This is a genomic window from Nostoc sp. DedSLP03, from assembly GCF_034530815.1.
Lineage (GTDB): Bacteria > Cyanobacteriota > Cyanobacteriia > Cyanobacteriales > Nostocaceae > Nostoc.
The window spans coordinates 16,635-30,734 of the sequence record NZ_JAVRCK010000100.1 but is presented as its reverse complement, the minus strand read 5'-3'; the positions used below and the strand labels follow the sequence as shown (position 1 = coordinate 30,734).

The 14,100-nt window shown below is 42.3% G+C and carries 13 protein-coding genes and 1 pseudogene; 5 read left to right on the top strand and 9 right to left on the bottom strand.

Annotated features, from left to right (window positions below; translation table 11 throughout):
* Positions 1 to 183 precede the first annotated feature (183 nt).
* Together RM368_RS32300 and RM368_RS32295 are read right to left on the bottom strand one after the other, a co-directional pair.
* Positions 184 to 1,257, bottom strand: coding sequence for a ParB/RepB/Spo0J family partition protein (locus RM368_RS32300; RefSeq protein WP_322697833.1), 1,074 nt, complete (start codon positions 1,255 to 1,257; stop codon positions 184 to 186).
* Positions 1,257 to 2,027, bottom strand: a complete 771-nt coding sequence (locus RM368_RS32295; protein ID WP_322697831.1) for an AAA family ATPase — start codon at positions 2,025 to 2,027, stop codon at positions 1,257 to 1,259. Before RM368_RS32295 ends, RM368_RS32300 begins: the two co-directional genes overlap by 1 nt.
* A 217-nt stretch (positions 2,028 to 2,244) precedes the next feature.
* On the opposite strand from RM368_RS32295, the gene RM368_RS32290 reads away from it, so the two are divergent.
* The 4 genes from RM368_RS32290 to RM368_RS32275 all read left to right on the top strand — a co-directional run bounded on the left by RM368_RS32290 (position 2,245) and on the right by RM368_RS32275 (position 5,753).
* Positions 2,245 to 3,954: a DEAD/DEAH box helicase gene (locus RM368_RS32290; RefSeq protein WP_322697830.1), complete on the top strand. Its 1,710-nt coding sequence runs from the start codon at positions 2,245 to 2,247 to the stop codon at positions 3,952 to 3,954.
* Positions 3,955 to 3,973: 19 nt separating this feature from the next.
* The gene (locus tag RM368_RS32285; RefSeq protein WP_322697829.1) at positions 3,974 to 5,014 is read left to right on the top strand and encodes a hypothetical protein; all 1,041 of its coding nucleotides are present in this window, start codon (positions 3,974 to 3,976) and stop codon (positions 5,012 to 5,014) included.
* Between the two features lie 90 nt (positions 5,015 to 5,104).
* Complete coding sequence (locus tag RM368_RS32280; RefSeq protein ID WP_322697828.1) at positions 5,105 to 5,467, top strand: type II toxin-antitoxin system RelE/ParE family toxin; 363 nt, start codon at positions 5,105 to 5,107, stop codon at positions 5,465 to 5,467.
* Positions 5,442 to 5,753, top strand: a complete 312-nt coding sequence (locus RM368_RS32275) for an addiction module antidote protein (RefSeq protein ID WP_322697827.1) — start codon at positions 5,442 to 5,444, stop codon at positions 5,751 to 5,753. The genes RM368_RS32280 and RM368_RS32275 overlap by 26 nt, the downstream gene beginning before the upstream one ends.
* A gap of 135 nt (positions 5,754 to 5,888) precedes the next feature.
* Here the strand turns inward: RM368_RS32275 and RM368_RS32270 are convergent, their stop codons facing one another.
* Both RM368_RS32270 and RM368_RS38930 read right to left on the bottom strand, forming a co-directional pair.
* On the bottom strand, positions 5,889 to 6,284 hold the full coding sequence (locus RM368_RS32270) for an STAS domain-containing protein (RefSeq protein ID WP_322697832.1): 396 nt from the start codon (positions 6,282 to 6,284) through the stop codon (positions 5,889 to 5,891).
* Positions 6,285 to 6,509: 225 nt separating this feature from the next.
* Positions 6,510 to 6,794: pseudogene (locus tag RM368_RS38930) on the bottom strand (hypothetical protein); the annotation flags it as partial.
* 570 nt (positions 6,795 to 7,364) lie between these two features.
* Here RM368_RS38930 and RM368_RS32265 point away from each other — a divergent pair.
* Entirely contained in the window at positions 7,365 to 7,649 is a 285-nt protein-coding gene (locus tag RM368_RS32265; protein ID WP_322697826.1) for a TRADD-N-associated membrane domain-containing protein, read from the top strand.
* A 165-nt stretch (positions 7,650 to 7,814) separates the two neighbouring features.
* On the opposite strand, the gene RM368_RS32260 is transcribed toward RM368_RS32265, so the two are convergent.
* The 5 genes from RM368_RS32260 to RM368_RS32240 all read right to left on the bottom strand — a co-directional run bounded on the left by RM368_RS32260 (position 7,815) and on the right by RM368_RS32240 (position 14,089).
* A complete protein-coding gene (locus RM368_RS32260; RefSeq protein ID WP_069071957.1) occupies positions 7,815 to 8,384 on the bottom strand; it encodes a tyrosine-type recombinase/integrase in 570 nt (189 codons plus the stop codon).
* A gap of 509 nt (positions 8,385 to 8,893) precedes the next feature.
* Entirely contained in the window at positions 8,894 to 9,109 is a 216-nt protein-coding gene (locus tag RM368_RS32255) for a hypothetical protein (RefSeq protein WP_322697825.1), read from the bottom strand.
* 271 nt (positions 9,110 to 9,380) lie between these two features.
* Entirely contained in the window at positions 9,381 to 11,420 is a 2,040-nt protein-coding gene (locus RM368_RS32250) for an NACHT domain-containing protein (protein WP_322697824.1), read from the bottom strand.
* A gap of 9 nt (positions 11,421 to 11,429) precedes the next feature.
* Positions 11,430 to 13,499, bottom strand: a complete 2,070-nt coding sequence (locus tag RM368_RS32245; protein WP_416212278.1) for a pentapeptide repeat-containing protein — start codon at positions 13,497 to 13,499, stop codon at positions 11,430 to 11,432.
* Positions 13,500 to 13,963: 464 nt separating this feature from the next.
* Positions 13,964 to 14,089: a hypothetical protein gene (locus RM368_RS32240; RefSeq protein WP_322697822.1), complete on the bottom strand. Its 126-nt coding sequence runs from the start codon at positions 14,087 to 14,089 to the stop codon at positions 13,964 to 13,966.
* Positions 14,090 to 14,100: the final 11 nt, after the last annotated feature.

Sequence of the window (14,100 nt, the reverse complement as noted above, 5' to 3'; positions counted from 1 at the left end):
CATCAAGGGTACATTTTACCTCCATTGGTAAATTCTTTCCTAGAAATCACCTAATCTAACCAAGCTTTGAGTAATGCTCGAATCTGTGAATCTGAAGCCATCTCTGTTTCTCCCCTCGCACCTAATCATGAATCGCAGGTTAAAAACTCTCTTCGTAGAGATTACCTGACAATTCACCCCAAGTCACTCATCCCCTAGTAATGCTTCGAGCTTGTTTAAAAGGTTTACTAGCTGCTTTTGCTTGCTAGGTTCTTTCCATAACTGACGCTTTTTAATACGCTGGGTGATATTTTGCAGGCGGTCTGGTATTTGGTTAGTTGCAAAAGAAGAGGATGTTTGTTCATCATTCGTCCAAGCTGTGATTTTCTCTTTGATTTGGCTTAAAGACCAATAGTTAGCTATCGCTTCGGACAAAAGTTTTTTTCGGATTTCATTATTTCTTACCCGCGCCAAGACTTGTGCTTTGGTGTATTCCAGTTGACCTCCCCGCAGTGCCATTAAAATTTCTTCGGGCAGATTGAGCAATGGTAAACGCTTGGTGGTGAACGATAGCCAATTCATCAGCCCCAGGCTCTCAAATACTTCCTGTACCGTCTTTGATTGCTCATCCTCCACTTTAGGAGAAACGTTTCTCCTAGATTCTGTCTCAGAATCTAAATCGTCAGAAATCTTATCCTCCGATTCCGTTTCTTCCCCTTTAGGAGAAACGTTTCTCCTAGATTCATCTAATGACTCTGGTGGCTGCTCTTGCCCTTTGCTGTGAGCGTTCTTCATGCGGTACAGCAAGGATTTTACTGCTTCTACATCGCAATGAAGCCGGATTGCTAACAGATGCAAGATACCTTCAGTTTCTTCTACAGGGTTTAGGTCTTCTCGTTGTAAGTTTTCAATCAAAGCCAACTGAAACGCTTGGTCATCTGATAGCTCACGCACAACCACAGGCACGTTTTCTAGTCCCACCTCTGTGGCTGCTCGATAGCGTCGTTCTCCTGCTACTAATTCGTATTTCCCTTCGCCAATTGTCCGCACCAACAAAGGTTGGAGAATGCCATGCTGTTTGACTGACTCAATTAATTCAAGTAAAGCTTGTGGGTCGAAGTATCGTCTGGGCTGCTGTTGGGGCAGAACGATATCTGAGAGTTTGATTTGAGTTTCAGTAGCGGCTGGCGACTCTGCATCCGGTGAAGATAACCAAGGTGCAGGGGGTGGAGTGGTAATTTGACCCCCAAAGGGTTTGTCTGTTTGTTTGCGTCGGATCATAAAGCCTCCAAAGCCAATGCGATTTCTTCAAGAATAGCCACTACAGAATGTTTGGGGTCAAACACTGCCAAAGGAGAGCGTTCTTCTGACGCATCGACAAAAGCGGTGGCTCTGGGGATAGGTGGGAAAATACGACCCCAAGCTGAAAGTTGTTCTTGTATGGCTGCCAATGCTCGTTTATCGGCTGAATTCTGTTGAGCATACCGTGTAGGAACAAACCCTGCTATTTGGATTTTACGGTTGGCTTTATTTTTTACGTGGGTGATAGTTTGTAAGAGTTCGTCAGTTCCCTCAAAGGCTTTGAGATGGGTTTCGACGGGGACGAGTACGTGTGTAGCTGCGACTAAGGCGATATAAGAAAGCAATCCTAAGCTGGGGGGACAATCTATAAGAATGAAGTCGTATTCATTTAGAACAGATTCAACGGCTTCCTTAAGGCGCAACTCGCGCATCGCAGCACTGACTAACTGCATTTCTGCTCCACTTAGGACTCGGCTTGCTGGAACCAAGTCCATGCCGTGAATCCCCTCATGAATTGGTAAGGGCTGTTCGTCGATAATGGCATCAGCAACGGTTTTTTGTAACTGAGATGGCACTAACCCCATGAATTTTGTCAAGGACGCTTGGGGGTCTAGGTCAATGAGGAGAACACGATGTTTTCGTCGCGCTAGGTGGTATCCCAGGTTTTGGGTCAGTGTCGATTTGGCGACACCACCCGCCTGGTTAAACAGGGCGATAATGCGGCAAAGATGGTCAGAAGTTGACACTGGTTTTCGTTCCTAGAAGATACGTTGAGGTTTGGTCAACCGACTCGGTTTTAGTTTCCAGTTTACGTGTATCAGATGAAAAAAGTTTATTTTTTAGATATAAATTCCAGTAGATTTTATATAACTTCACCGTATGTAGATTTAACAGTCTCACTATGCGGGAAAATAGCTGTTAGGTGTCTGCGGAGTGGTCAAAAGTAGCTGGTAGGGGTGCATCATGGAGAAAAACTATACATTCAAATTCAATTCTGACACTGCCTTATCAGCCCTGAAAGCTGGGAAATACGACCCGCTCAACTTCTACGAGGCGCGTTTAAACCTGTTCAATCTCTCCGTAATGGCAGACTACGATCAGCTAATTTGCCTGCCCACACTAACTGCTATTGACAAATACTGGTATCAGATTGAAACAGCCCGAAAAGTACTTAGACAACTCGGTGGACGCGCATTACTAGCCGATGAAGTCGGATTGGGCAAAACCATTGAGGCGGGACTAATCATAGCTGAGTACTTAGCTAGGGGTATGGTACAGTCCATGCTGGTGTTAACTCCCGCATCCCTAGTTTCGCAGTGGCAATCAGAGTTAAGTGACAAATTTAATATTGCTACTATCACTACAGATAACCGTGACCCGCAACAACCGATAGACGAATTTTGGACGAATAATCCGCGAATTATCGCTTCATTAAACACGGCTAAGTCTGCTAAACATTATCCTCACGTCACCAGTCGCACTTGGGACTTGGTTGTTGTCGATGAAGCCCACCACCTGAAAAATCGCACTACCCTAAACTGGAAACTGGTCAACGCCCTCAATAAGCGGTTTATCCTCATGCTCACTGCTACGCCAGTGCAGAACTCCCTTATTGAACTGTTTAATCTGCTGACCCTCCTCAAACCGGGACTGCTACAAACAGAAGCCGCTTTTAAAAAAGAATACGTAGATTCCAGAAATGGGCGAGTCCCTAAAAATCCAGAAAAGTTACGCTCCCTGATGCGGGAAGTCATGGTGCGAAATACCCGCGCCCTAGTAGATGTCAAACTGCCCAAACGCTTCGCCACCACAATTACCGTTACTCCCCAAGCAGGCGAGGAGAAACTTTACCAGGACTTGAGCGAGTACCTGCGTTCATCAGAAGACAAGCTAGACAGACTCTCCCGCACTAATTTGCTGATGCGTGCTGGTTCATCCCCTGGTGCTTTGGCTGACTCCCTCAAGCAACTGAGCAAACGCCTACCCGATGAAGAACTGAAGTCTTTAGCAAGACGAGCATCTCAAGTCAAGCAGGTCGAGAAAGCAAAAGCGTTGGTAGAAATGCTCTCAAAATCTTCCCAGAAAACCTTGGTCTTCACAACCCATAAAGCAACTAGCACTTATTTGGCTCAAACTCTGGAAGCAGCAAATATCCCCTTTGCAGAATTTACTGGTGGGATGTCCCTTAAACAGAAAGATGAGGCCATCGCCGCATTTCGGGATAATGTTTCTGTACTGCTGGCATCTGAAACAGGCGGAGAGGGACGTAACATTCAGTTTGCGAACGCGATCGTTAATTATGACCTGCCCTGGAACCCAATGAAAATAGAACAGCGCATTGGTCGTATCCACCGCATTGGACAAACCCAGGATGTTTTTATTTTTAACTTTTGTCTAAAAGGCAGTATCGAAGAGTATATTCTGCGGATCTTGCATGACAAAATTAATATGTTTGAACTAGTGGTCGGAGAGATTGAAACAATTTTAGGGAACGTGGATGATGAATTTGACTTTAGTGAAATTGTCATGGATATCTGGCTCAAGCATCAGGTTAAACCAGAATTAGATACAGCCTTCGAGCAATTGGCAGATAATTTGTTGAAAGCCAAAAACCAGTATCAGCAAATCCAGGAACTGGATGAACAGATTTTTGGCGAAGATTTTGAAGCTTGAGAAATTGATTTGACTAACTATGATTTCAGACCCAATTATTGCTACCTTAGAAAAAATTGTTTCTCTGCATGACGGAATAGCAGAACCTGCTGGTGAACACATTTTAAATGTGTTGTTAACTGAAAATATAGCATCGCTGCTTTCGCTCCCCGAAGAAGTTACTTTTACTACTATTGCTGATGTACCCCAAAGTGTTTTTGTCACCTATCATTCAGAAGTCTTAAATAAGCTATCTGAACTATTAGCTGTTAAAGGACTTATTAGTGCGTTGAGTGTTAAATTCGATGGACATCTGAAAAATACAGGCTTTGAGAAAATTTTATTGGAGAGACTCGCACCTCAAAATGGCTTAATTCGTTTTTTAGATGCTAAACCAGAAATTACTCGTTACATCTTGTGTAATGTGGCTTACACAGCTCAGGCTTCCGAAAAAAGGATTGGTTTAGTTTCGTTCATTATCAATGAAATAACAGGAGTAACACCAGTAGAAATTGGGGATGCTTTGTTTTGGGAGTCTGACCTAATGACTGTGGAGCATCAAGAGACACCATTGGCGATGCCAATTGAAGAATTGTTGAGCTTAATTGAACATCAAAGTGCAATATTAATTGGTAAATCTCTAGATAATTGGCAAGCTAAATTAACAAGAGCTAGAGCTAGAGATGAAGAAAGACTCAAGGATTATTACAACACGATTAGCGACTCGATCCGCAACAAGATTGAGTTAAAAAAATTGATTGGTGATGAACAAGACAAAGAATTAGCACGAATTGAAGCTACTAATAGAGAGTTAGAGAGAAAATTGTTGGACATCCAAGAGCGTTATGCAATGAGTGTAGAAGCTTGGTTGCACAGTGCAATGATTATCCATCTCCCTACGGTACATATTCAGTGTGAGTTGCAACGAAAGAAAGTAAAACGGACTGTAACAGCAGTTTGGAATCCGTTCACTAAAATTCTTGAGCCGCTTCGCTGTGAATTATCAGGAGAGCCTGTTTACAATTTCTATTTAGATGACAAGTCCGCCAAAATTATCTCACCAACAGTTTGGAGCAAGTAATTGGTGAGATTGACGCTACAAGGTGTTGACCTCTGCAAGAATCAACTAGGGGTTGAAACTTTGTCGCTTTTAAGCTACAGTTTATAATCTATGGCTGATATCGTTCGTCAAAAAACACTGCTAGTCTATGCAAAAGAAGACGGCAAGGAGCCGTACACCGAATGGCTCTTAAGCTTGAAGGACTATGTGATCCGTTCCAGGATAATCCGACGGATAGAGCGACTCAAGCAAGGCAATTACGGGGATTGCAAGCCAGTTGGAGATGGCGTGTTTGAACTGAGGTTTTTCTTTGGCAGTGGCTACCGCGTTTACTTTGGAGAATCCGCGAACGATCTAGTAATTCTTCTATGTGGTGGCGACAAGGACAGCCAGGACAGGGACATAGAAAAGGCTAAAGGATATTGGCAGGCTTATCAGGAGGAACAGGATGAGCAAGAAACTGAGAAACCATGATGAGGTTGTGTTCGAGCAGCTGCGTCACCCGGAAATGGTAAAGGCTTACCTGGACGTTGCCCTTGAAGAGTACGAGCAGGATGGCGATATTGCGTTTTTTCTGGAAGCGTTGCGGAACGTGGTGGAAGCACGGGAGGGGATGACGCGCCTTGCGGAAAAAACGGGTTTGAACCGCCAGAATCTTTACCGGGTCTTGTCGCCAGAAGGCAACCCCGAACTGCGAACCATCAGCCTTATTCTGCACAATCTCGGCTATCGCCTGAGTGTGCAACCAATTCAAAGCTGAAAATTGAAAATGGCTCAGACCATCGCTTAACTAAAACCTCCCCAGAACTCTTATCAGGGCTTACGTGCAGAGTGGATATGGATACATATCCCTCCTTTATTAAAAAAAAACTACAATGCCCCACCAAACTTGTACTTAAATATAATTTTTAACGATCGCACTTTTTTTGTCTGATCTCACCAAATCGCGTTGCTCCCTATTAAATGCGTCTTGACTGGGAAATATTTCAAATACTTTATCCATATTAGTCAGTTCAAATAATATCCTGACTTGCTCATTAATTGAGCATAAAACAAGCTTGATATCTGCCGCCTTCAATGTTTTGAAAGCTAGTACTAAAGCTCCCAAACCGGAACTATCCATAAACGTGACATCTTGAAAATCAACTAACACAATTTTCGCTCCATTCTCAATAAATTGAGTAATATTTTGCCGAAATTCTTGTGAATTCGTGGAGTTCAAATTACCACTGAGCTTAATTACTTTAACTTTATGCGCTGCCAGGTCGGTATCGCCCTTGGCAATGCTCATATCTTGACCTACAGATTTATGAGTAATTATTTTTTCTTCTATGCTGGAATTTCCGTTAGATTCTATATCATCCTCATTACCTAAAGTCTCAGCAAATGCAGCTTTAAACTTCGCTAGATCAGCTTTAGAAACATTTTCTGATATAGTCAATACTAATCGGGATTTATTAACTCTTTTTATATCTCTGTCGTTATCTAATTTTCCCAAATTTAAAAACTTAACATCCTCAACAGGAATACCCAAAACATCTTTTAGTTCCCCTAATTTAAATAAAGACTCAAGTTTTTCAAGACCTTTTTGGGAACCTTTTAAAACTAATCTAAGGCTTCCTTTTTCAATATCAACAATTTTAATGGAAGTATCTCCAGTAATTTCTTGTAGAAGAGCAACAATAGCTTTTAATTTTAATACATCAACTCGCTCAACACTGCCAGCAATAGCATATCCTAACCTTTCTGATCCAATTGTATTTTTTTCTTCAGTTACAGCTTCTGCATCTGAGGAATTCATAGCTTGTTTAATATTGCACACATTCTGGATGCTCTCATAACTATTTTCTTGTACTGTCTGCGACAAATTATTCAGTGTTTGCACTACCTTCACACCCTTATGAGTATCAAGGATACTGTAACTATTTATTTCTAAACGTTCTGATTGTTCTTCTTCTATTATCGCCGCAATTTCTTCCCAATTCAATTTCAGTGCTTCACATATCCTTTTAAAGCAATCAAGTTGAATTGGCTGACAGTTAAAAAATTTTGTTACTGTGCTACGACCTAAAAGTTGAGATTCAGCAAAATTTGATTTTGACTCAAAGCCTAACCTTTTCAAGGCATTTCCTGCCCTTTCTATACCTTGTGTAGAGGCTGTGTAAGTTATTTTCTTCTTTGTCATGGCAGGGTTAGACTCTATCATGGTTTAGCTAATTTTTTTATCAGCGATTATTTACACAATCAAAACTAGGACACACGGTAATCATAAAGTAGACATAAGTTATTTACAACAGAATCATTGCCTAGTCAGTATTTCAAGAATTTGGCTCGACATTATAAATATGAAATTTAAATTCTCTGCACATCCATGAATAACAAGCCAATTCCTAATTCTTACTCGACAATTGAACTGTACATTGCCCATGAACGCCTGCGCCAAGCACGATACAGTTTTAACCTTGCCTTGATTGCAACCACAGTATCTTTCTTTATTGGCCTTATAGGCGCTGGGCTAATTTTGTCAAATCAAGTTCCAGAAGGAACTGTTGCTGCTGCTGGAGGTTTGGCTACAAGTATACGTTGCATTCAACTCGCTAAGGACGCAAATGATAGACTGGACAAGGTTTTAGAAGACATTAAAGACGAAAATTAACGTTAGAATGACGGGCTTGAGCCAAGCTAACAATTTCCAGGCTTGGCTTCTCCTCACCAACCATACTAGGTAGTGATCACTGTTAAGGCAGGTAGTTCGCGATCGCGCTTTCTCGCACTGCTTCCCTAACAGAGATGTCGTCATAACTTCATTTACCTACTGGGTTCAAAAATCCAAAGCAGAGATAGCGTTCTGCTTCTGTTTTTCAGTTACCCCCAGATATCGCTCCAAAGCTGCCAAAGTCCGATGCCCCGATATCTCCTGAATGTGGCGCAACGGTATCCCGGCATCACTCATCCTGGTTAACGCCGTCCTCCTGAAACTGTGCGTACTCACCCCCTCAATCCCCAGCCGCACACAAGTATCTCTGAGGATTTTGTCAGCACTGACCTTGTGAATATGTCCTAACCCATGCCGACCGGGAAACAAAAACTCCTTGCGGCGATTGGGGTTGTACTCTTCTAAATACTGCTTAAGCTTCGGATGCACTCGAATTTCCCTGGTGTCTCGCTTGCCCTTGGTGTTGACGCTCCGTAAAACTAACACCCCTCTGACCCCGTTGCTGCCAAACACATCTTTCACCGCCAAAGTACAGGCTTCGTTGATCCGGCAAGCAGCGTAAAGGCATACGCCAAACAAAGCGCGATCGCGCGGGTTGACAAAGCCCTCGTTAAATAGGACATTAATTTGATCGGGGGTGAGGATTTCTGCTCTGCCGAATCGGTTGATTTTCATAGGGTCTAGCTTACATTGTCTTCCTGCAATAACACAATGTAAGCGACCGAAAAGCCTATTGTTTCGTGAGCGATGACACACACTTAACCCAGGCTTATCAATCACACCGCCCACAACCCTCATTCTTTCGTAGGCTGATTAAACTTGCTTATGATTGCAACACGATGACCACTTACAGGTATAATCCGTACCAATAGGATCTGCTCATGTTGGGGCTGTTTCAACTGTCTATACTGCGTTCTACACTCCTGATTGAATCACTGCTATCAGTGAGTGATATCAATCTATTAGTGGCGATCGCCAAAAAACTTACACTTATCAGTTTGAGAGCAAGCTTTGGGATAATTTCTTGTTCCAGGTGTGGGACAGGATAGCGATCGCCGTGGGGGTAATTCCATCTCCCCTAAGTATTGCGCGCTTTGTAAGAGCTGACTTATTCCGTAGTCAGGCGCAACCGAAGCTTGAAAACTAAATATAGCTAGTGTCGGTTTGAGGGGTATGGGCTGCAATTATCTACGTGGTTGTAGCCAACCTTTAACAGCCGCTTTTGCAACTTTAAGATACTTGTTATCTAAAACAAACTCATCAATTGCTGTTTCACCAGCAGCCAGCAATGCGCCAACAACTCGACGTTTGAAGCTAGGAGTAGTTTCGTCATGTGCTTGGTCAAGTTTCTCAGCCTCAGTATTGGTTTGCGGAGCTTGGGCGTTCTTATCAGTTGTCATTTTCCTCTGGTGGAGACATGATGAACCGAGTCTCTACTATCTGTCAGTGCAGTGGTAGAAACCATCCCCGCCATTAACTGTTCCAATGCAACTTTAAACGGTAGTCGATGAATGTCAGATTCAAGTGTGAGGGTAGTTTTAGCAAATATGTGTAATTCGCTTAAGGAAATTTTGCCTAATCCTAAATTGATTAATTGTTGTGGTTGACTTTTTCATCGATTGTTTACAGGTTTTGACTATGATTCTTCGTGCGTGACTTAATTGTATCTTCCTAATTCCGCTTGAACTCCATTTGAGCGAAGTGGTCTTGCAGCAGTTTGTGGATGAAGCGATAGCGACCACCAACGCGCTGGAGGAATAATCGCTCGGTGCAGTAGTCGAGGAAACGGGCGTAGTTCCAGGGGATGTAGCCGTTGCGGTAGAGAATGAGACGAAGAGTGAAATGTTGGATACAAGCATCTCCACCAGCAACTAAACCAAAAATCAACCCAAAAATTACCCCTGTAATCAGTCCTTCCATCGGGTTACGAATTACTCCTATAATTAACCCTACAATTATTCCTATAATCAACGATAAAGAAATAGCATTGACCGCAGATTTCCGAATATCTTGGTTTGGAATTATTTTTGTTTCTATTGTTGTATCAGGTTGCCCGAAAAGTAGACCTATGAGCAAAGTAAACATTATTCCTACAATCATTCCATAAATTTGTCCTTGATTCTTTTGTAATATTAAGCATAATATTAATCCTATAACTAAGCCAAAACCTGACCCGACAGCCAAACCTCTAAACAATCTTTTTTTATTTAACTTAGACAAAACTATTGTTTCTATAACAACTCCTTTCTCCGAAGCTAGCGCATAAGTTAACCCTAAAATTATTCCAACAATTAGTCCGATACATCCATTAATAACTAATCCAAATATCGCTCCGCAAACTGAAAAAATTATTAGCCCTAAAATTATTCTATATAATCTTTGTAAACCTATAGTTCTTAACCAAGATTGTTGTATTTCCTCAATTAAAATCTCAGTTTTATATTCTTTTTCCAATTGTTGAGCCAACCAAACGAGCCATAATGTAGTTTGCCGCTTTGTAGGTATTTTCTGATTAATATAAGCTCTACTATTAATTTCTCTTAATAGCATCCGTTGCACATAAGCATCCAACAAGTCTTGAAGATTGAAGGAATCTGAAGAAGATATTTGTGTCCAATTTTCCGCGCTTATGTTATCCCACCTTTCTTCAGTCATGTTTTCCCATGAATTAATAAATGTTTCTTGGTAAGCCAGGACAAAAATACTCAGCAAAATTGTAACTTTAGTTAACTCTAACAAGTTTGGATCTTTGTTAATGAATTGCCACAGATATGCATGGTTAGTATCAATCAAATATTTCCGAATCTGGTTGTCTGTTAGAAGCTGTAAGCAGATAGCTCCATTAAGTTGGAGTCGAGTTTTATAGTTGCCATACTCTTCACTACGACTACAAATAACTAAATACTGACAACGATATTCTGCTTGTAGTAATCGATTAATAGCTTGAACACAAGTTTGCTGGCGAACTGGCTCTAGTTCATCTAAACCATCTAACATGGGCAGCAGTTGGTGATTTTCCAGGTATTTCTTACCAAGCTGTTTTGAGACACCATATTTAGATTTAAGTTCAGCCACTAACCAATCAGCTAGAGATTGTCGATCATCTTTCCAAGAAGATAAGTTAAATAAAACTGGAACAGGATAATCAGGCTGTTCTTCAGAACGTTTGATTAAAGCTTGTGCTAGTTCTAATAGTGTGGTTGTCTTACCTGCTCCTGGCGCACCCAATATTAACAGTTTACCTGCAATTCCTTCTGAATCAAAAACTTGCAAAATTGTTGTGGTGTCTGGGATAGGTTCAGCAGGCTTTAAGCCAATTTTTATCTGAGCATCCCAAGGGCGTTTTACCTGCTGGGGTTGCGACTCTTTATCTAAATTTATCAGCACGGCATTGTGTAGAGAGTCCCTTAACCATCCAGTAACTTCTTCCTTGACTGCGGCTAGTAGTATCCGTTCATTCTTTGGTCGTGCAGGGTTGCCTATTGGTGTTGTCTGCTGACCAAGAATTAACTCTTTGATAATTAGCATCAAGTTGTTATTACCCTGAATTACTGTGTTGCTATCACCTAAAACAGATTGGTTCTCATCACCTTGAACTACGCGATTTTGATTTCCTTGAACTACATTTTGAGGTGTAGAAATATCAGCCTGTTGCGTTGAATTTGCATCAGGCTGTTGCGAATCAGAGTTTTCTGGTAGCTGCTGACTCATAATTCAGTTCTACAATCCCAACAGGTGAGAACCAGCAGCAACACCTAACCAAGTTGCAACTTTCCCAATAATCGGCTTGGCTATTGTCCAGACTTTCTGACCAGCTTCCACGCCCTTGCTTGTTTTTTCAAGTGTTTCTGCCACAGTTCCCAAACGCTCTAATGCTCGTTGCTTATTTGGTTCTTCTTTATCCGTTGCTTTCCTAGCTGCACTCAAATCTTCAACTAATTCTTCTTTAGTGTCGGCTGGGAGTTCTGCCCCTTTAATCAAAGCTTCCAGTTGAGCCAGTAACTTGACAACATCTTCTTTAGTGAGCGATTCTCCGGTATCTGCACCCACTTGATTTTGTTGCGTCACTTGATTCCCATCACCAAGCACACCTTGGTTATTGTCACCTTGAGTTGCGCGGTTGTTATCGCCTTGCAAGTTTCTGATATCGCCGCCAACTGAACCACCAACTGAAAAGCCACCAGGGTTGTTTGTCATAGTACCTACCTCTTCTACTTGAATATTTGAATAAAAACTGGGACGCTCCAGGGCCGTCATTACCATTGTTTCTAAACTACGAATTCTGCTATCTTTTTCTTCTAGCAATAATTTAATTTCTCTCTCTGGTAAGCCTTTTATCTCATTGTAAGTGTCAAAATATTCCGCACTTAATTCAGACTTGTCAGCCGTGGCTGCGGTTTTAGCACGAAGTAAAAACTTATCCTGTCCCCGTTTCTCCATCGCCACAATTTCAAGCTCGGCATCAGGGTGATTCTCTGCTAACTGCTTAAAGGAAATTGCGATCGCTCTTGGGTCAACACCTTGGTTATGGTACAAGTCCAGGGTGTCGAAAATTGGTTGAATAAAATCTCCAAACTCCCCATCTGCAAACACCTCCTTGTGGTTATCTGGTTTGCGAAGTGGATCAGGGTTTTCTTTAGTGGGCAGTCGCATATAAACGTATTCACATCTCACTCCATCAAATTTGGTGTCAGTGCTAATACCCCAATCTTGGATGTATGCTCCCGTAAAATTAGAGCCTGTTAAATCAGTTCCATTAAGTTGCGCCTGTACTAATTTCGCCCTTGATAAATCTGCATCTTTTAAATTCGCTTTACTTAAATCTGTGCCAATAAAACTGGTATCTACTAAATTGGCTCCTTGAAAATTGACTCCTCGCAAGTCTTCGCGGTCAAAATTCAAGTCTAGTCCCTGGCTTGTTACCAGAACTTGACGCAGTTGTGCTTTTTGAAGATAAGTTGTTCCAGGACGAACATGGTCGAGTTTTTTAGTTTTATGGAAACAGGTGCGAGTCAAATTAGCTTTTCTAAAATCTGTACTTTTAAGTGTGGCTCCAGTGAAGTTGACATCAGTTAAATCAGAAGAGCGAAAGCTTGTACCGCCAAAGGCTGCAAAAGCAACAGTAATGTTCCGAATAATTGCGTATTTTTCATCTCCTTTCATTGCTCTCAAAGCAATGTAAGCACTAATTAAAACTCCGGCTCCGGTGAAGGCTCCGGCTCCGACGTAGGCTCCGACGAAGGCTCCGGCTCCGACGTAGGCTCCGACGAAGGCTCCGACGAAGGCGAAGGCTAAGGCTAAGGCTCCGGCTGAGGCTAAGGCGACGGCTCCGGCTAAGGCGACGGCTAAGGCGACGGCTAAGGCGACGGCTCCGGCTAAGGGGACGACTAAGGCTCCGGCGGCGGCTCCGGCGACAGCTCCTGCTAAGGCGACGGCTGAGTTTAATCCTTGGCGAAGGATAACTATAAATAAAACAATTATTACTATTAAGGCAGTCCAGCCACCAACCTGATTTTTTAGACTAGAAGTATCAAATATATAAGCTATCAACACTCCAGCAAAGGCTGAGAAAAATCCTGAAACTCCAGATAGCACCCAAGAAACACAAACTAAAAAAATAGCCCAACGCTTTTGCAGCCCAGCAGTAGCATGACTAAAGTTTGCATTCCTCAAATTAGCATTAGTAAAATCTGCACTCCGAATATCTGCATAGCTAAAGTTTGCACCCTCAAGGTTTTGACCTTTAAAAGAACGACCTCTGAGATTATGACCGGAGAAGTCCTGGGGCATGGCGGGTGCTGTATACAAACTTCTTTTTGGATACAGGTATACCATAAACAATTCCAGAATTTTAACGTTTTAAGTTGATTTTCTATTTCTAGCGTCAGAATTCACTCGGAAATTGCAAGTCATAAACACTTAGCTACGACGGGAGCGATCGCGGATTTTAGGCAAGAGGTAGACGAGCGCCTGGGGGAAGAGAGCCTTCTTCAGCAGTCTGGCTCAAGCCACCAACAGAAAACCCCGGTGATGAACCGAGGGCTAATGTCTGCTGTCTAGTTTCTGTCTAGATGTCTGTCTGGTCTGTCCCTTGTTCCATAAGGTTTCTGTCTAGATGTCTGTCTGTCCTCTAGGTCTATCTGCTGAAGGTTAATTTCGATAGTATTTGCATCAAGCCAGACTAAAGACTATTCTCAACTAACTCATTAAACAGTCGCTTCAACTCAAGAGAACTGAACCGTTGACCCTTAACCTTAAAGTTGGGCTGTATCTCCTGTATTACTGCCGATGTTCTGACGGTGCGCTGGAGGTATTGCAGCAGTGATGCATCCAGAAGCTTTGATAGTCCTTTGGATTTGCCCAAAATCTCCTTTTTGCAAACAGTATACGC